Source organism: Gordonia sp. NPDC003504 (assembly GCF_053587995.1).
Window position 1 is genome coordinate 345108 of record NZ_JBSFPC010000003.1, and the last position, 15555, is coordinate 360662.

A 15555-nucleotide genomic window follows, 5' to 3' on the forward strand; every position below is an offset into this window, starting at 1 on the left:
TCCCGACCTCCGGTTGTGCGATCGATCCGTCGGCACCCCTCAGGCCGTCGGATTATCTGGAAACGAATGTTTCCTGATTGCCATGATTGAACCTTGCCGATGCCGGAGGTGTCAAGATGGGACGCGTGAATGACCCGTCTGTTGGCGACCGGCCGGCGCCCGATCCTCGTGGAACCACCCAGGGCGAGCGGTCCTCGGTCCTGCGGTCCTACGGGGGCGTCGACGGCGACGAGCGGGTGTCGCGTCGGCGGGAGGCCCTGATCGATTCCGCTCTGGGGCTCCTCGACACCGAGGGGGCGGTGACCGTGCGCGGCGTCTGCCGGGCCTCGGGCCTCAATCCGCGATACTTCTACGAGAGTTTCGAATCCGCCGACGCGCTGGTCGAGGCGACATTCGACCAGGTGATCGAGGAGATCTCGGATTCGGCGCTGACCGCCTTCGCCGCGGGCATCGGCATCGACGACAAGGTGTCCGGGGCCGTCGGGGCCATCGTCGACGTGATCGACGACGACCGACGCAAGGGATCTCTGCTGTTCTCGCCGTCGCTGTTGTCGCCGGTGCTGGCGGCCAAACGCAGCGAGTCGAGTTCGCTGTTCGCCATGCTGACCCTGCATGCGGCCAGCGACGCGCTCGACGCCGAGGCGGGCCCGCGGGCCATCGCCGCGGCCCAGTTTCAGGTCGGTGGCCTGGGCCGACTGCTGTCGACGTGGCTCGACGGCGAGATCCCACTGGATCGGGATGAGGTGGTCGAGCTCAGTGTCGGCCTGATGATGTCGCTGGTGCAGGTGGTCACCAGGAGTGTGGCCACTGAGCCCGGTGAGGATATGTTGGACTCATGACTGACGGAGTCGAGGCCGGCGGAGCCGCGCGAACGACGGCGTCATGGCGTGATTTCGGCGAGCCCGAACTGCCGGTTCCGCTGGCCGCGGCGTTGGCGGCATTCGCCGAGCACGGCTATCACGGCACGTCCGTCCGGGAGATCGCCGCGCGCGCCAACCTGTCGGTGCCCGGGCTCTACCATCACTACCCGTCCAAGCAGTCCCTGTTGCAGGGGTTGCTCGAACGCACCATGACCGATCTGCTCGCGCGCTCGGCGCAGGCCATCGTCGAGGCCGGTGACGAACCCGTCGATCAGTTCGACGCGGTGGTCGAATCGCTGTTGCGGTTCCACATGTATCGCCGGGAGCAGGCGTTTGTCGGTTCCACCGAGATCCGCAGCCTCGACGATTCCTACAAGTCGACCTACATCGGGCACCGGGATCGTCAGCAGCGGATGGTCGACGAGATCGTCTTCGCCGGGGTGGCCGCCGGCGACTTCGCGACCGAGTACCCCAAGGACGCCAGTCGCGCGGTGGCGACCATGTGCGTCGGGGTGTCCACCTGGTTCAAACTCGACGGGGAACTCGACGCCGACGAGCTGATCAAGCGCAATCTGAAGATCGCGCGCGACATCGTCGGTTACGGTCGGGGCTGACGCTCTCGTCGACGGTCGTCGACGAGGTACTTGACCGCCGTGGGCCGGGATGGCAGTGTGTCTGCTCGACGGAGCGAACGCTCGGTCGGCGAGCGCGAGTCCAGCGCGGTGGTCGGCCGGGCTCCAGTGAGGAGACCCCATGCCCATCGACCTGAGCTACGGCCCCGACGTCGTCGACCTCGTCGAGAAGACGTCGCAGTTCATCCGCGAGGAGGTGCTGCCGATCGAGGAGAAGTTCGGCGGCGACATCGAGGCGGCCGGTGGTGACGACGTACGCCGGGAGATGAACGCCAAGGCCAAGGAGGCCGGCGTCTTCGCACCGCACGCGCCGGTGGAGTTCGGTGGACTCGGACTCGACATGTCCGACCGCGCACCGGTCTTCGAGTCCGCCGGTTACTCGACCTTCGGCCCGGTGGCCCTGCACATCGGCGCGCCGGACGAGGGCAATGTGCACATGCTCGCCCACATCGCGAGCGAGGAGCAGCGGCATCGGTATCTCGCGCCGCTCGCCACCGGTGACGTGCGGTCGGCGTTCGCGATGACAGAGCCGTCACCCGGTGCCGGCAGTGATCCCAATGCCCTGCGGACCGCGGCCGTCAAGGTCGACGGTGGCTGGAAGATCAACGGCGAGAAGCGATTCATCACCGGCGCCGACGGCGCGGGCTTCTTCATCATCATGGCCCGCACCGCGGGTTCGCCCGGTGATCGGGGCGGCGCCACCATGTTCCTGGCCCCGGCCGATCGCGAGGGCATCGTGGTCGGGCGACACATCCACACCACCGACCGGTCGATGGTGGGGGGGCACTGCGAGGTCACCTTCACCGACGTCTTCGTCCCCGATGACGACGTCCTCGGTGAGGTCGACGAGGGCTACCGGTATGCGCAGGTGCGTCTCGGCCCCGCCCGGATGACGCACGTGATGCGGTGGATGGGTTCGGCGGTGCGCTGTCACGACGTCGCCGTCGACTACGTCTCCCGCCGTGAGGGTTTCGGTGGCACCCTCGGTGATCTCGGCATGATCCAGCAGATGGTGGCCGACAACGAGATCGACCTGGCCGCCGCACGTGCCCTGCTGGTGAAGGCGTGCGCCGAACTCGATCTGGGCAAGCATGCGTCCAACGAGACATCGATCGCCAAAACCTTTGCCGCCGAGGCATTCACCCGTATTGCCGATCGCAGCATCCAGATGTGTGGCGGGATGGGCGTCTCCGATGACCTGCCGCTCGCGCGCCTGCAGCGCGAACTGCGCCCGTTCCGGATCTACGACGGTCCCTCCGAGGTGCACCGCTGGGCCATCGCGCGGCGGGCGATCGGCCGCGCCCGCAAGGCCGCTGCCGCCGCCGAGGCGAAGCGATGAGCGCGACGTCGGTGGATCCGCGGCAGGTTCTCGACGCGAATGTTCTCCGGAAGTTCCTGGAGGACAACGGTGTCGATGTCGCCGGCGACCTCAGCATCGATCTGATCAGCGGTGGCAAGTCCAATCTGACGTTCTCGGTGACCGACGGGGTGACGCGGTGGATCGCGCGCCGTCCACCCACCGGGGGACTGACGCCGTCGGCGCACGACATGGCTCGCGAGTGGACGGTGACCCGGGCGTTGGGGCAGACCGACGTGCCGGTGGCGCCCACCGTGGCCTTCGACGCCGACGGCGACGTCCTCGGAGCGCCGTGCACCATCGTGGAGTTCATCGACGGATCGGTGATCCGGACCGCCGATGAACTCGACCAACTCTCCGACGACGACGTCGCCCGCAACCTCGACGGCCTGGTCACGACGCTGGCGCGGCTGCATGCCGTCGACTACGCGGCGGTCGGACTCGGCGAATTCGGCCGTCCCGCAGGCTTTGCCGCGCGACAGGTGAAACTGTGGTCGCGTCAGTGGGGGATCGTCAAGACCCGGGAACTGTCCGACGTCGAGAAGCTGGTGACCCTGCTGTCCGAGCGGGTGCCCGACGATGCGCGGGCCACCATCGTGCACGGCGACTACCGCGTCGACAACACGATCCTCGATCCGAATGATCCGGGAAAGGTTGCCGCCGTGGTGGACTGGGAGATGTCAACCCTCGGCGACCCCATCACCGACGTGGCGTTGATGTGCGTGTACCGGGAGCCGGTGTTCGACGTCGTCCTCGGTTTCGACGCCGCGTGGACCTCGCCCCGGTATCCCTCGGCCGACGAGATCGCCCAGCGATACGTCACCGCCACCGGAAATGACCTGGGCGACTGGAAGTTCTACCTTGGACTCGCCAGTCTCAAGCTCGGCGTCATCGCCGAGGGGATCAGTCATCGCGCCCGCGTCGGCGCGTCGGCCGAGGCCGGCGCCGAGAAGGCGTCGGAGGCCACCGCCGAGTTCATCGCCAACGGGCTGCGCTACCTCGGATAACCCCGGCGCGTTGACGTTCCCCTACCGGAAGGTGGCGACACCGCCGTCGCGGTCGTCGAGGTGCGCGTGCTCGTTGAACGACACCACCGACACCCCGCGTCGGCCGACGATCAGCTTGGTCACCGACGCGTTGACCATCGCCCGCGACACCGCCGGCCACTTCTCCGGGGGCACGCCCCACAGATCGGCGATCCACTGGCTGATCACACCCGCAGACGACACCACCAGCACCGTCTGACCGCTGCCGGCCAGCGCGGCGGCGTCGCGTCCGGCGGCGTCGACGCGGGCGCGGAAGTGCGCGTACGTCTCGCCACTACCGTCGGAGACGGCGATCCCACCACTGCCGTCAGAGGTCGCGTCGGGATGTCCCGTCTGATCGATCCAATGCGCCAGTGACGCGTCGAGGCGTTGCTGATAACCACGGCCGTCGGCGTACTCCGCCGCGCTCGCCTCGCCGACGAGCGCGGGCATCTCGTACTCGTTCCAGCGCGGATCGACGGCCGGCGCCGGCGTCGAGTCGAAGGCGCTCGTCACACCGGCGAGGGTGTCGCGTTGCCGGGGGAGATCGCCGCTGACGGCGGCGGTGAACGCTGCGGTCCGTCCGGCCAGCAGTGCCCCGGTCAGTCGGGCCTGCACCAGTCCGACCTCGGTCAATCCGCCGACCTCACCGGATGCGCTCGCCGATTCCGCGCCCACCACCCCATACGCCTTCGGATCGGCCTGCCCGTGACGCACCAGATAGATGACACCCATGCGGTGAAGCCTATTGGGCCCGCATCGATGAATTTGAGGCGCCCCTCAGGTCTGTACCCGGTGAGAGGCCGAAAGGAGGTCGCGTGGAACCGATGCTGTTCGTCAACCTGCCGGTCGTCGGCGTCGCCCGCTCCCGCGCGTTCTTCGGCCGGCTGGGTTTCTCCTTCGACGCGCTGTTTTGCGATCAGCACACCGCATGTATGCGGGTGAACCGGCAGACGATGGTGGTGCTGCACGCGCGGGGCCGCTTCGCCGGATACGCCGCGACGCCGATCTGCGATCCGGGGCAGGCCCGGGAGACGGTGGTCGCGTTCTCCGCGCCGACACGTCGAGACGTCGACGATTACGTCGACGGGGCACTCGCCGGTGGCGGCACCGTACTGCGAGAACCCGAGGATCTCGGATTCATGTACTCACGCAGCTTCTGCGACCTCGACGGGCATGCCTGGGAGGTCGTCTGGATGGACGGGTCGCGGATTCCGGCAGGCTGAGGCGGTTTCGATGTCCGCCGGCTCTCAGTCCCGCCCCACCTGGTGATACGCGCTGGGCCCGTCGGCGGGCGGGGCGTCATATGGTGCCGGCGGAAGGCCGAACCGGGCGAAGTCCTCGACCATCGTGTCACTGAAGAAGGCGACGACGTGGGCGACCTTCCCGGACACCGGATCGAGTTCGAGGACCTGTAGTTGGAAGGGGCGGTGGATGCCGTCGGGTTCGCGCATGTAGAGACCGAATGCGGGTTGCCCGTTCGCGACCGTCGGCAGCAGGATCTGATCCCCGGCCTTCTCCGCCGGACAGTTGCCGCGGATGAGCGTGCCGATGGCCTCGGCACCCAGATACCACCCGGTGAACGGCGGCATCTCCCAGATCGACGAATCGGTGAAGATGTCGACGATGGCGTCGACGTCGTACCGCTCGAAGGCCGACACGTACTTCGCCAGCAACTCGCGTTGCGCGGCGTCGTCGAGCTGCGCCGGTGAATCCTGTTCGGGGCGGGCATTTTTCAGCTGTTCACGAGCGCGTTGCAGCAGGCTGTTGACGGTTGCGGTGCTCACGCCGATCGTGTCGGCCACCTCGGCGGCCTTCCACTGCAGGACGTCGCGCAGGATCAGCACCGCGCGCTGACGCTCCGGCAGATGCTGCAGAGCGGCGATGAAGGCCAGCCGGATGGACTCACGCGCCCCGACGACATAGGCGGGGTCGGCGTCGTCGCCGGGGGTGATCTCGTTGACGGTGCCCGCGTACGGCTCGAGCCAGGGCACCTCGTGGTCCTGGGCGAGGGTGTCGGTTGGGCCGTAGGCGTCGCCGCCCAGACCGGAGGGCAGTGGCCTGCGCTGCCGGCTCTGCAGGGCCGTCAGGCAGGTGTTGGTGGCGATCTTGTGCAGCCAGGTGCGCACCGACGAGCGGCCGTCGAACTTGTCGTAGGCGCGCCAGGCCCGCAGGAAGGTGTCCTGCGCGAGGTCCTCGGCGTCGTGATTGGAACCCATCATGCGGTAGCAGTGCGCGATGATCTCGCGTCGAAACGGTTCAATGGCCTGCAGGAACTCCGCATCGGAGGTGGCCGAGGGCGTGGGGGTCGCGGTGGTGCCGGACATGTGATCAAGGCTACGTCGTGCCACCGACAGCTTCTACCGACGAGTTTTGCGCGCCGTGCGTGTAACCGGGGTGTAGTACGCCGAACGGGCCTATTGTCGCCGGTGAACGCGTATGTTCGCAGGTCAGACCACCGAAATGTCGTGTGACGAACTCCCGTGAGGGTTGCCTCGTGGCCTCTGCCGTTGCTAGCTTCTCTCTCATGGCTTCGAGTGAGCAGACCCGTATCCCGGAGGTGACCTACATGATCACCGCCCTGGGATGTCGTCTGCCGTTCGCTCGTGTCCTGTGTTGTTGTCGCCGAATGCCCTGAATCGCCCTGTGATGCGTCGGTTGCGAATCCGACGCCCGGCTTGATTCCACCCTTCAGCGACAACTTCCATCCCACAGCCCCGAGTGCGCGCGTTCCGGTGTGGTCCACGCCGATCAACGTTCGTTGGACGCCGTTCGGTGCCTGTGGCACATTCACGAGGACACAACTCTGATGACCGCAACGATCGATCACCGCACCCGCACCGCAACGGCCCCCATCCGCACCACGAGGCCGCGGCCGGTTCCGGGTCCGGCGCCGGAGCGGGCGCACCGTAAAGGGGGTCGGGCCATTCAGGTAGCGACTCCGCAACTCGAACTCTCCAACAAGCCCGCCGCTCTGGTGCTGCGCACCGCCCGGCTGTCCGGCCCGGTGTTCCGCGACGAGGCCGCCGAACTGACCGGCCTGTCGATCTCGACGGTGAACCGGCAGGTCGGGGCCTTGCTGAAGGCCGGGTTGCTGCGCGAACGCGCCGATCTCGCACCGGCCGGGGCCATCGGACGCCCGCGGCTGCCGTTCGAACTCAATGTCGCGACCTACCTCACCCTCGGTATCCACATCGGTTTCAAGGTCACCTCGATCACCACTCACGATCTGCTGCATCGGGTGGTGGGCGCGATCCAGATCCCCACCCCGGTCGCCGAATCACCAGAGCAGACGCTGTCGGCCATCGGCGACAGCGCCCGACGGTTCCTCGGCCGCTGGACCAACCGCCGCATCCTGTGGGCGGGCGTGGCCATCGGTGGTCGCGTGTCGCCGGGTGGCTTCGTCGACCATCCGCGACTGGGCTGGGATCAGGCACCTGTGGGACGCGTCATCGCCGAGTCGGTGGGTCTGCCGGTGTCGGTGGCCTCACACGTGGAGGCGATGGCGGCGGCCGAACTCGTCGTCAATCCCTCCGAGGCCGACGCCGACCAGCGGTCGAGCTTCCTCTACTTCTACGCCCGCGAAATGGTCGGCATCGCGTTCAGCGTCGACGGTACCGTGCACACCCCGGCCGGCGGTCCGCCGGTGATCGGTCACTTCCCGGCCGCGGGCACGACTCTGCTCGACCCGAACCGCACCGGTCGACTCGAGCCGACGGTGAGCGACACCGGCGTCGTCGAGGCCGCGCAGTCGCTGAACCTTCCCGTCGAGGACATCGAGGGCATCCTCGCGCTGGCACGTGGCGGTGACGCCACCGCCCGCGCCCTGCTCGATGAGCGTGCGCAGGTGCTCGGGCGCACCGTCGCGCTGATCGCCGACATCTTCAATCCCGATCACGTCATCCTCGGCGGCCAGGCCTTCACCGACTATCCGACCACCCTGCCGACCGTCGCCGCGGCGCTCCGGAAGACCTCGGTGATCCCGAATCGGGATGTGCGGGTGTCACATTCGGGTGCGACGGTGCAGCAGCAGGCGGCCGGTGCGGTGGCGCTGGACGCGATCTACAGCGACCCGCTCGCGGCGTTGGCGGCGACGGAGTAGGGCTGGGCTGCACGCGCGTCGTGGATACTGACGCGCATGTTGTCGCATGTCGATTCGAGACCCGTCTACGCCACCAACAATCTGCTCGTCCGCGCGGATACGGTTCTCGACGAGTTCGGCAACGACCGAGCGTATGGCGTCGTCGAAGCGCCGGACGCGATGGTCAACCTCGCGCGTGACCTTCATCAGCGCGTCCTGATGGTCACCGACACAGCCTTCTATCCGTGCGCCGGACCACGGCTGACGGTGCCGATCACCGTCGTCGATCTGGGCAGCGGCGGCACGCCGACGGTGACCGATCGGACGCGTGCCGTCGACAACACCTGCTGGATGACGGCACTCGGACTCACGTCCACGCGGCCGGTGCACACGGTCTACCTGGAAGCTCTGCCGCACCTGACCGAGATGCGTTGCCGGATCTTTCTGGCCGATGAGGTCACCGAGGTCGATCCGCACACCCGTGCACGGTCGTCTCGGGCGTACGTCTGGCTGACCGCCGATGACATTGCCCGCGCACTCGACACCGGCCAACTGCGCGACGCATTGAGCATCGCCGCTCTCGGGCTACTGCATCTGCTGTGACCTGAGCGAATGGGACCTGAGCGAATGGGACCTGAGCGAATGTGAGCTCAGCGCACGGGACGTCACGGCACCTACGGAACGCAGACGGTGGTCGCGTGGGCCTCGGTCTCCGCACGAGACCGGCCCGGCGTCAACACCGTTGCTGTGTCGGCGACCGCGAACACCACCACACCCGAGCCGTCGACCGAGCACCAGCCATCCCGCATGCGTTCGACGGTGTCGACGCCGGCGTCATGCCGAGCCATGTCGAGGGCGCTGCCGTGGTCGAGGTACGGCGACCTGGCAGGCGACCGCACGAAGAACGTCTCCGTCGCGAGGCCCGAGCTGCGCCATGGGCGGCGCTTGACCCGCACCGCAGCCGCTTCGGCATGGTCGATGGTGGTGAATGCCAGGTCCTCGCTCATCGCCTCGACCCCCGGCCAGCGGTGATACCAGGCTCCTCGGCCGGGACCCGGCCGGCATGCCATGTCCACGGTGTCACCGGAGGAATTGCCGCGCTGCAGGTGACACCGGGTGTCGCTGATGCCGATGATGCTCCAGCTCGTGTTCTTCCACTGGCACACGGTGGTGATCTGAACCAGCGAGGACACTTCGTCCTCGGACACCTCCCGTCGCCCGATCGCCTGACCCCTCGGCATGACCGTCGCCGGGTCGACCCCGTCGATCGGGTCGAAACCCTCGGGCATCGGCGAATCGGCCCACGCCACCAGGTACAACGTCCCACGAACCCAGGTCACCGGGACCGGCCGTCCCCGGTGGATGCCGTACAGGCCGCTGGGCGACACGTCGGACACGTACTCGGGCAGCGCCAGCACCTGTGGCCTCAGTCCGCGGTGCGCTTGGCGTAGTTGCGCAGTGCGAACGGGGCGAAGACGGCGGTGAGGATCACCGCCCAGATGAGGGTGGCGAGCTCCGGGTGGCGAAGTGGCCAGGCGGCGTCGGCGGGGGCGTCGGGTCCGTTGCCCCACAGCACGCGCATGCCCTGGACCATGGCCGACATCGGGTTCCACTCGGCGATCGCGCGCAGCCACGGTTGCATGTTCTGCGTCGGCACGAAGGCGTTGGAGACGAAGGTCAGCGGGAACAGCACCGAGAACATGAAACCGTTGACGGCCTCGACGCTGCGCAGCCACGACCCGATGAGGATGCCGAACCAGATCATGCCGAACCCGAACAGCAGCACCAGGGCGAATCCGAGAATGCCCTCACCGACCGATGTGGTGATGCGCCACCCGATGATCAAACCGGTTATCGCCATCACCACAATGCCGATGGACGAGTGGATGAGGCTGGCGACGCTGCGCCCGACGAGCACCGACGACCGTCGGATGGGGAGCGACCGGAAGCGGTCGACGATGCCCTTCTCGAGGTCGGCGGTGATGCCGGTGGCGACGATGAACGCGGTGAATACGATGGTCTGCCCCATGATGCCGGGCAGCAGATACTCCTTGTAGCTGACGCCCGGTACTCCGAGGCTGATCGCCGGGCCGAAGACGTAGGCGAACAGCACCACGAACATGATCGGCTGGATCGTCACGTCCGACAGCATCTCCGGCATGCGTCGAGTGTGGATCAGATTGCGGCGCACCATGATCCATGACTGCTGTGCGAGATTGGTCTGGTGCACGGCCGGTCGGTCGACGGTGGCCGACGGCGCGGTGGACGAGGTGGAGGCGGTGGTGGTCATGCTGCTCCTTCGGTTTCCGACGCGTCGTCGGCGGTGTCTTCGGCACGGTGGCCGGTCAGGGTCAGGAAGACGTCGTCGAGGCTGGGGCGGACCAGGCCGAGGTCGTCGACGGCGATCTGCGACTCGTCGAACCAGCCGGCGATGCGGGTCAGATCCGACAGCCCCGACGCGGCGGTGGTGACGGTGCGTGCGCCGGCGTCGACGAACACCTCGTTGCCGGTGCGGGCCAGCAACTCTCGGGCCTGCGGGAGGGCGTCCTCGTCGGACAGGGTGATGACGACGCTGGCGGCGCCGGCCTGCTCCTTGAGCTGCATCGGCGTGCCGTGCGCGATCACCGAACCGCGGTCGATGACGACGATGTCGTCGGCGAGCTGGTCGGCCTCCTCCAGGTACTGCGTGGTCAACAACAGGGTGGTGCCCGCATCGACCAACTCGCGCAACACATCCCACAGCTCGTTGCGACTGCGGGGATCGAGCCCGGTGGTGGGTTCGTCGAGGAACAGCACCGGGGGTGCTGCCAGCAGTGAGACGGCGAGGTCGAGGCGGCGGCGCATACCGCCGGAATACGACCGCACCTGCTTGTCGCCGGCCTCGGTGAGTGAGAACTGCTCGAGGAGTCGCTCACTGCGCCGCGTCAGGTCACGCCGACCGATGCCGTACAGACCACCGATCATCTTGAGGTTCTCACGGCCGGTGAGGATCTCGTCGACCGTGGCGGCCTGCCCGGTGAGGCCCATGTTGCGCCGCACCGCTTCTGGCGAGTCGACGACGTCGTACCCGGCGATCCGGGCGGTGCCGCTGGTGGGCAGCGACAGCGTCGTCATCATCCGGACGATGGTGGTCTTGCCGGCGCCGTTGGGGCCGAGCAGGCCCAGGACCGTGCCGGTGGGCACCGAGAATGACACCCCGTCGACGGCCGTGAAATCACCGAACGTCTTGACGAGATCGATCGCCTCGATCGCGGGCGAGGCGGAAGGTGTGGGGTGTGCGCTCATGAGTCTCCACGCTAATCGACGGTAGGGGTGGTTTGGCCAGTGAATTTTTCGGTTGTCGTGCAATCCGCAGAGACCGACTCGGGCCGGTGCCCGAACTCATCGGTGACGGCGCGAATCGTGATCTAGCCGCATCTGCGTGCCGTGAGCCCCACTTATCTCTCAGTTGCGGATAGGGTGAGCGCATGTCCTCCATTCGGATCCGTGACGCCGCCGCATTGCTCGGGGTAAGTGATGACACCGTGCGTCGATGGATTGCGGCCGGAAGGTTACCGACGACCACCGACAAGTCCTCCGCCGACGGTTCGGTGACGACGGTCGACGGCGCACGCCTCGCCGAACTCGCCGTGGAGCGCGCGCGGACGGCCGCCGACGACTCGCCGGTGCTGCGATCGGCCCGCAACCGATTCACCGGTCTGGTCACCGATGTCGAGATGGACGGCGTGATGGCCAAGGTCGGCATGCAATGCGGTCCGTTCTCGGTGACCTCGCTGATGAGTGCCGAGGCCGCCCGCGAACTCGGACTCGAGCCCGGGGTGGTGGCGACCGCCGTCGTCAAGGCCACCACGGTCATCGTCGAACGCAACGCGGCCGACCTCTGAGGAGGCGGTCGGCAATCATGACAGGAGAGTGCATGTCCAGGTTCGGAGAAACGCGTCGAGTCATCGGTGTACTGGTCGCGATTGCCGCGGTCACCATCGCGGCCGCCGGATGCTCGTCGAATGACGACAGCAGTTCGACGACCTCGCTGAATGTGTATGCGGCGGCATCCCTCAAACAGACCTTCACCGAGATCGAGAAGGCCTACGAGCAGCAGCATCCCGATGTCGACGTGAAACTCAACTTTGCCGGGTCGTCGGCCTTGGTCAACCAGATCAATCAGGGCGCCGATGTCGACGTGATCGCCACCGCGGACGAGGCCACGATGACCAAGCTCGGCGGCAAGGTGAACTCACCGCAGGTCTTCGCCCGCAACACCCTGGTGATCGTCACCGCGCCCGGGAACCCCACACACGTGGAAAACTTTGCGAGCCTGACCAATCCGGCGATCAAGACGGTGGTGTGCGCGGTCGAGGTGCCCTGCGGTGCGGCGACCGCCCAGGTGGAACGCGACACCGGCGTCGACATCACGCCGGTCAGCGAGGAGTCGTCGGTCACCGCGGTTCTGACCAAGGTGACCTCCGGTGAGGCCGACGCCGGGTTGGTGTACGTCACCGACGCCAAGGCCGCCGGCGCCAAGGTCACCGCGGTCGGCGATCCCGCATTCACCAACGTGGTCAACAACTATCCGATCGCCACACTGAAGGCGAGCACCCATCAGCAGTTGGCCGAGGAGTTCGTCCAGTTGGTACTCGGAGACACCGGGCAGAAGATCCTCACCGACGCCGGCTTCGCTTCGCCGGCCTGAGTCGGCCCCGGTCGTTCGTGCGTCGCGTTCCCGTCTGGATCCACATTCCCGCCCTCATCGGTGTCGGGTTGATCCTCATCGGACCGATCGCGATCATCGTGCGGATGCCATGGGGAATCTTCTGGGAGTCGGTCACCTCGCCGGATTCGCTTGCGGCGCTGCGGCTCGGCGTCGTCGCCGCGGTGATCAGCACGATCATCTGTGTCTGCCTCGGGGTGCCGATGGCCATCGTGTTCGCCCGATATGACTCGATGGTGGTGCGCATCGTCCGCGCCCTGGTGTTGCTGCCGTTGGTGTTACCGCCGGTCGTCGGTGGTATCGCGCTGCTCTATGCGCTGGGCCGATACGGACTCGTCGGGCAGTACCTCGACCGGGCCGGGATCACCATCGCCTTCACCACACCCGCCGTCGTCATCGCCCAGACCTTCGTCTCGCTGCCCTTCCTGGTGATCAGTGTGGAGGGCGCATTACGCAGTGCCGGCGACGATTTCGAGAAGGTCGCCGCCACGCTGGGGGCCTCGCCGACGAGAACCCTGTGGCGGGTGACGTTGCCCTTGGTGGTGCCGGCGCTGATCGCCGGCGGTGTGCTCGCCTTCGCCCGTGCCCTCGGCGAGTTCGGGGCCACCATCACCTTCGCGGGCAACCTGCCGGGAACCACGCAGACCGCGCCGTTGAAGATCTACCTCGACTCGATCAACGACCCGCTCGAGGCGCTGCCGCTGGCGCTGGTGTTGATGGTGGTGGCACTGCTGGTGGTGATCGGGGTTCACCTGCGACGCGGATCGGGGCGATTCGCTTGAGCGAGAAGGATTTCAGCTCAGATGATCCCGATGGTACCGGGCCGGTTCTTCGGGCCCGAGTGCGCTGCGATATCCCGCATCTGACCGCCGACATCGAGGTGGCTCCCGGAACCACGCTCGGTATCCTCGGGCCGAATGGCGCCGGGAAGTCGACGTTGCTGTCGGTGCTGGCCGGATTGCGTCGCACCCCCGGCTCCACGGTGTACTTCGGCGATCGAATCCTGCAGGGCGACGGTGTGTTTGTCGCGCCGCACCGTCGTAACGTGGTGCTGCTGGAGCAGAAAGCCCGGCTGTTCCCGCACCTGTCGGTGCGTCGCAACGTCGAATTCGGCCCGGCAGCACGGGGATTACCGAAACCCGCGGTGCGGGAGCGGGCATGGCGGTGGATGACAGCGGTCGGCGTCGCCGACCTTGCCGACCGCATGCCCGCCGGATTGTCCGGAGGGCAGGCACAACGCGTCGCGATCGCGCGAGCACTGGCCACCGAACCCGATGTGCTCCTCCTCGACGAGCCGTTCGCTGCATTGGATGTGGATGTGGCCCAACAGATGCGATCACTCATGCGGGGGCTGATCGCCGAACGGGCGGGAGCGACGCTGCTGGTCACCCATGATCTCGTCGATGCCGTCGGTCTGGCCGATCGGCTGGCGGTCATCGATCACGGCGCGATCGTGCAATCCGGGCCGACGACGACGGTCCTCGCTCATCCCGAAACACATTTCGCCGCAACCCTGTCCGGCGTCAACCTGGTGACCGGACGGTTCACCGAGCCGGCCACCGTCGTCGGCGCAGAGGGTTTGCGGGTGGTCGGCACCGCGATCGATGACCTCGACGCCGGTTCTCCCGCGGCCGCCGCGTTCTCCCCCCGCGCGGTGGCGCTGTATCCGCACGAACCACACGGGAGTCCGCGCAACACCTGGCGCGCGGAGATCGACGAGGTCGCACCGCGCGGTGATCGGGCGGTGGTCCGTGCACGGTGCGACGGGCACGTCATCGCCGCGGAGGTCACCTGGGAGTCGGTTGCCGAACTGGGCCTCGGGCCCAGCGTGCCGGTGTACCTGACGGTGAAGGCGACCGAGGTGCGGGTCTACGGCGCGGTGGGTGCGTCACCGGCGACCGGGCCGGGCTTCGCGGAACCGTCCGGTGAGTAATACTTGTTGGCCTCCAACACATATGCCTTGAGGCGACGGTATCCGCGGACCGACAGCGACGACATCGATTTCAGATAGAACGGCTCGGCGTCGACGAGGTGCCCGGCGAGTGCCTCGTCGACCAGCACGGTACCGGGGCGGGCCGAACCGCACAGCCGCGCAGCGATGTTCACCGGCTCGCCGAACAGATCGCCGAGACGGGTCAGGACGGCCCCCTTGGCCAACCCGACCCGCAACGGGGGAATGGGGTCGTGGTCGCTGAGCTTCTGGATCTCCAGCGCGGCGTCGGCGGCGTCGACGCCGCCGGAGAAGCTGAACATCACCGCGTCCCCGAGGGTCTTGATGACGTGACCGTCACGATCGGTGACGATGTCGAACACTCGGGACTCGAAGGTCTCGAGGAGCTTCTCGAGCTCACTCATCCCGATGCGGCGGGACAGGCTGGTGTAGCCGACGATGTCGACGAAGCCGACGACGAGGTCGAGTTCCTCGTCGGACTCGCGTGCGATGTCGGCCTCGAGCGCGAGCTTCAGATGGCGTCGCCAGATGAGGCGCTGGATCGCGTCCATCGCCGTGATCATCTGCTCCTGCGACCACGGGACATCGGGGTTGCGGTCGAGTTCGAGGAGTTGATCGGCCTGCCAATCGGTCAGGCGTGCCATCGTCTGGCCGATCGCCCGCGCGGTGGCGATCTGGGCGCCCTCGGGCAGGGTCTCCTCGGAGCTCGCGAACAGCCGTAGCGCCGCGGCCTCGTTCTCGGTGAAGATCTTGTCGTCGGTGTGACGATGAGCGAAACCGAAAGCGTTCCACAGTTTTTGTGCGTACTCGGGGGAGACGCCGAGGTAGTCGATCAGCTCGTCGCGGGAGTAGCGGGGCTCGTCGTCCGCGGTACTCATCGTGGGCGGTCTCCCGTCGTCGTGGTCGCGGGTGAGTTTAGCAAGCCCACGGGGACGGCATGC

Annotated in this window: 17 protein-coding genes; 11 read left to right on the forward strand and 6 right to left on the reverse strand. The window is 67.3% G+C overall.

What is annotated here, in order from left to right; genetic code table 11:
- Positions 1-116: 116 nt before the first annotated feature.
- The 4 genes from ACWDPV_RS09110 (at position 117) to ACWDPV_RS09125 (ending at position 3856) form a co-directional block, all read left to right on the forward strand.
- Positions 117-839: a TetR/AcrR family transcriptional regulator gene (locus tag ACWDPV_RS09110; RefSeq protein WP_449742662.1), complete on the forward strand. Its 723-nt coding sequence runs from the start codon at positions 117-119 to the stop codon at positions 837-839.
- A complete protein-coding gene (locus ACWDPV_RS09115) occupies positions 836-1474 on the forward strand; it encodes a TetR/AcrR family transcriptional regulator (RefSeq protein WP_449742663.1) in 639 nt (212 codons plus the stop codon). The genes ACWDPV_RS09110 and ACWDPV_RS09115 overlap by 4 nt, the downstream gene beginning before the upstream one ends.
- A gap of 139 nt (positions 1475-1613) precedes the next feature.
- Complete coding sequence (locus ACWDPV_RS09120; RefSeq protein WP_348806502.1) at positions 1614-2831, forward strand: acyl-CoA dehydrogenase family protein; 1218 nt, start codon at positions 1614-1616, stop codon at positions 2829-2831.
- Positions 2828-3856 (forward strand): phosphotransferase family protein, encoded by a 1029-nt coding sequence (locus ACWDPV_RS09125; RefSeq protein ID WP_449742664.1) that lies wholly within the window; start codon positions 2828-2830, stop codon positions 3854-3856. The genes ACWDPV_RS09120 and ACWDPV_RS09125 overlap by 4 nt, the downstream gene beginning before the upstream one ends.
- A 21-nt stretch (positions 3857-3877) precedes the next feature.
- Here ACWDPV_RS09125 and ACWDPV_RS09130 read toward each other — a convergent pair whose 3' ends face one another.
- Positions 3878-4609: a histidine phosphatase family protein gene (locus tag ACWDPV_RS09130; RefSeq protein ID WP_449742665.1), complete on the reverse strand. Its 732-nt coding sequence runs from the start codon at positions 4607-4609 to the stop codon at positions 3878-3880.
- 83 nt (positions 4610-4692) lie between these two features.
- Here ACWDPV_RS09130 and ACWDPV_RS09135 point away from each other — a divergent pair, with 83 nt between their 5' ends.
- Entirely contained in the window at positions 4693-5100 is a 408-nt protein-coding gene (locus ACWDPV_RS09135) for a VOC family protein (RefSeq protein ID WP_449742666.1), read from the forward strand.
- 24 nt (positions 5101-5124) lie between these two features.
- Here the strand turns inward: ACWDPV_RS09135 and ACWDPV_RS09140 are convergent, their stop codons facing one another.
- A complete protein-coding gene (locus ACWDPV_RS09140) occupies positions 5125-6201 on the reverse strand; it encodes a sigma-70 family RNA polymerase sigma factor (protein WP_449742667.1) in 1077 nt (358 codons plus the stop codon).
- Between the two features lie 482 nt (positions 6202-6683).
- Between ACWDPV_RS09140 and ACWDPV_RS09145 the strand changes: the two genes are divergently transcribed.
- On the forward strand, positions 6684-7976 hold the full coding sequence (locus tag ACWDPV_RS09145; RefSeq protein ID WP_348806497.1) for an ROK family protein: 1293 nt from the start codon (positions 6684-6686) through the stop codon (positions 7974-7976).
- 36 nt (positions 7977-8012) lie between these two features.
- The gene (locus tag ACWDPV_RS09150; protein ID WP_449742668.1) at positions 8013-8558 is read left to right on the forward strand and encodes a hypothetical protein; all 546 of its coding nucleotides are present in this window, start codon (positions 8013-8015) and stop codon (positions 8556-8558) included.
- A gap of 71 nt (positions 8559-8629) precedes the next feature.
- Here the strand turns inward: ACWDPV_RS09150 and ACWDPV_RS09155 are convergent, their stop codons facing one another.
- The 3 genes from ACWDPV_RS09155 to ACWDPV_RS09165 are packed head-to-tail and all read right to left on the reverse strand — an operon-like array spanning position 8630 to position 11240.
- Entirely contained in the window at positions 8630-9373 is a 744-nt protein-coding gene (locus tag ACWDPV_RS09155) for a hypothetical protein (protein WP_449742669.1), read from the reverse strand.
- 8 nt (positions 9374-9381) lie between these two features.
- Positions 9382-10245, reverse strand: coding sequence for an ABC transporter permease (locus tag ACWDPV_RS09160; RefSeq protein ID WP_348806494.1), 864 nt, complete (start codon positions 10243-10245; stop codon positions 9382-9384).
- Entirely contained in the window at positions 10242-11240 is a 999-nt protein-coding gene (locus ACWDPV_RS09165; RefSeq protein ID WP_348806493.1) for an ATP-binding cassette domain-containing protein, read from the reverse strand. Before ACWDPV_RS09165 ends, ACWDPV_RS09160 begins: the two co-directional genes overlap by 4 nt.
- Before the next feature lie 182 nt (positions 11241-11422).
- Here ACWDPV_RS09165 and ACWDPV_RS09170 point away from each other — a divergent pair, with 182 nt between their 5' ends.
- From ACWDPV_RS09170 to ACWDPV_RS09185, 4 genes are read left to right on the forward strand one after another with little or no spacing between them, the layout of a single operon-like run.
- The gene (locus tag ACWDPV_RS09170; protein ID WP_449742670.1) at positions 11423-11839 is read left to right on the forward strand and encodes a TOBE domain-containing protein; all 417 of its coding nucleotides are present in this window, start codon (positions 11423-11425) and stop codon (positions 11837-11839) included.
- 32 nt (positions 11840-11871) lie between these two features.
- The gene (modA, locus tag ACWDPV_RS09175) at positions 11872-12645 is read left to right on the forward strand and encodes a molybdate ABC transporter substrate-binding protein (protein ID WP_449742671.1); all 774 of its coding nucleotides are present in this window, start codon (positions 11872-11874) and stop codon (positions 12643-12645) included.
- Positions 12646-12662: 17 nt separating this feature from the next.
- Entirely contained in the window at positions 12663-13445 is a 783-nt protein-coding gene (locus tag ACWDPV_RS09180) for an ABC transporter permease (protein WP_449742672.1), read from the forward strand.
- A complete protein-coding gene (locus tag ACWDPV_RS09185; protein WP_449742673.1) occupies positions 13442-14596 on the forward strand; it encodes a sulfate/molybdate ABC transporter ATP-binding protein in 1155 nt (384 codons plus the stop codon). The genes ACWDPV_RS09180 and ACWDPV_RS09185 overlap by 4 nt, the downstream gene beginning before the upstream one ends.
- Here the strand turns inward: ACWDPV_RS09185 and ACWDPV_RS09190 are convergent.
- A complete protein-coding gene (locus tag ACWDPV_RS09190; RefSeq protein WP_348806488.1) occupies positions 14533-15492 on the reverse strand; it encodes an adenylate/guanylate cyclase domain-containing protein in 960 nt (319 codons plus the stop codon). The genes ACWDPV_RS09185 and ACWDPV_RS09190 overlap by 64 nt on opposite strands.
- Positions 15493-15555 lie beyond the last annotated feature (63 nt).

Excerpts from the sequence above, each read along its gene's own strand:
- ACWDPV_RS09150 (WP_449742668.1), top strand. The coding sequence starts at position 8,013 with ATGTTGTCGCATGTCGATTCGAGACCCGTCTACGCCACCAACAATCTG.
- ACWDPV_RS09115 (WP_449742663.1), top strand. The coding sequence starts at position 836 with ATGACTGACGGAGTCGAGGCCGGCGGAGCCGCGCGAACGACGGCGTCA.
- ACWDPV_RS09140 (WP_449742667.1), bottom strand. The coding sequence starts at position 6,201 with ATGTCCGGCACCACCGCGACCCCCACGCCCTCGGCCACCTCCGATGCG.
- ACWDPV_RS09110 (WP_449742662.1), top strand. The coding sequence starts at position 117 with ATGGGACGCGTGAATGACCCGTCTGTTGGCGACCGGCCGGCGCCCGAT.
- ACWDPV_RS09145 (WP_348806497.1), top strand. The coding sequence starts at position 6,684 with ATGACCGCAACGATCGATCACCGCACCCGCACCGCAACGGCCCCCATC.
- ACWDPV_RS09190 (WP_348806488.1), bottom strand. The coding sequence starts at position 15,492 with ATGAGTACCGCGGACGACGAGCCCCGCTACTCCCGCGACGAGCTGATC.
- ACWDPV_RS09130 (WP_449742665.1), bottom strand. The coding sequence starts at position 4,609 with ATGGGTGTCATCTATCTGGTGCGTCACGGGCAGGCCGATCCGAAGGCG.
- ACWDPV_RS09160 (WP_348806494.1), bottom strand. The coding sequence starts at position 10,245 with ATGACCACCACCGCCTCCACCTCGTCCACCGCGCCGTCGGCCACCGTC.
- ACWDPV_RS09125 (WP_449742664.1), top strand. The coding sequence starts at position 2,828 with ATGAGCGCGACGTCGGTGGATCCGCGGCAGGTTCTCGACGCGAATGTT.
- ACWDPV_RS09120 (WP_348806502.1), top strand. The coding sequence starts at position 1,614 with ATGCCCATCGACCTGAGCTACGGCCCCGACGTCGTCGACCTCGTCGAG.
- ACWDPV_RS09170 (WP_449742670.1), top strand. The coding sequence starts at position 11,423 with ATGTCCTCCATTCGGATCCGTGACGCCGCCGCATTGCTCGGGGTAAGT.
- ACWDPV_RS09165 (WP_348806493.1), bottom strand. The coding sequence starts at position 11,240 with ATGAGCGCACACCCCACACCTTCCGCCTCGCCCGCGATCGAGGCGATC.
- modA (WP_449742671.1), top strand. The coding sequence starts at position 11,872 with ATGTCCAGGTTCGGAGAAACGCGTCGAGTCATCGGTGTACTGGTCGCG.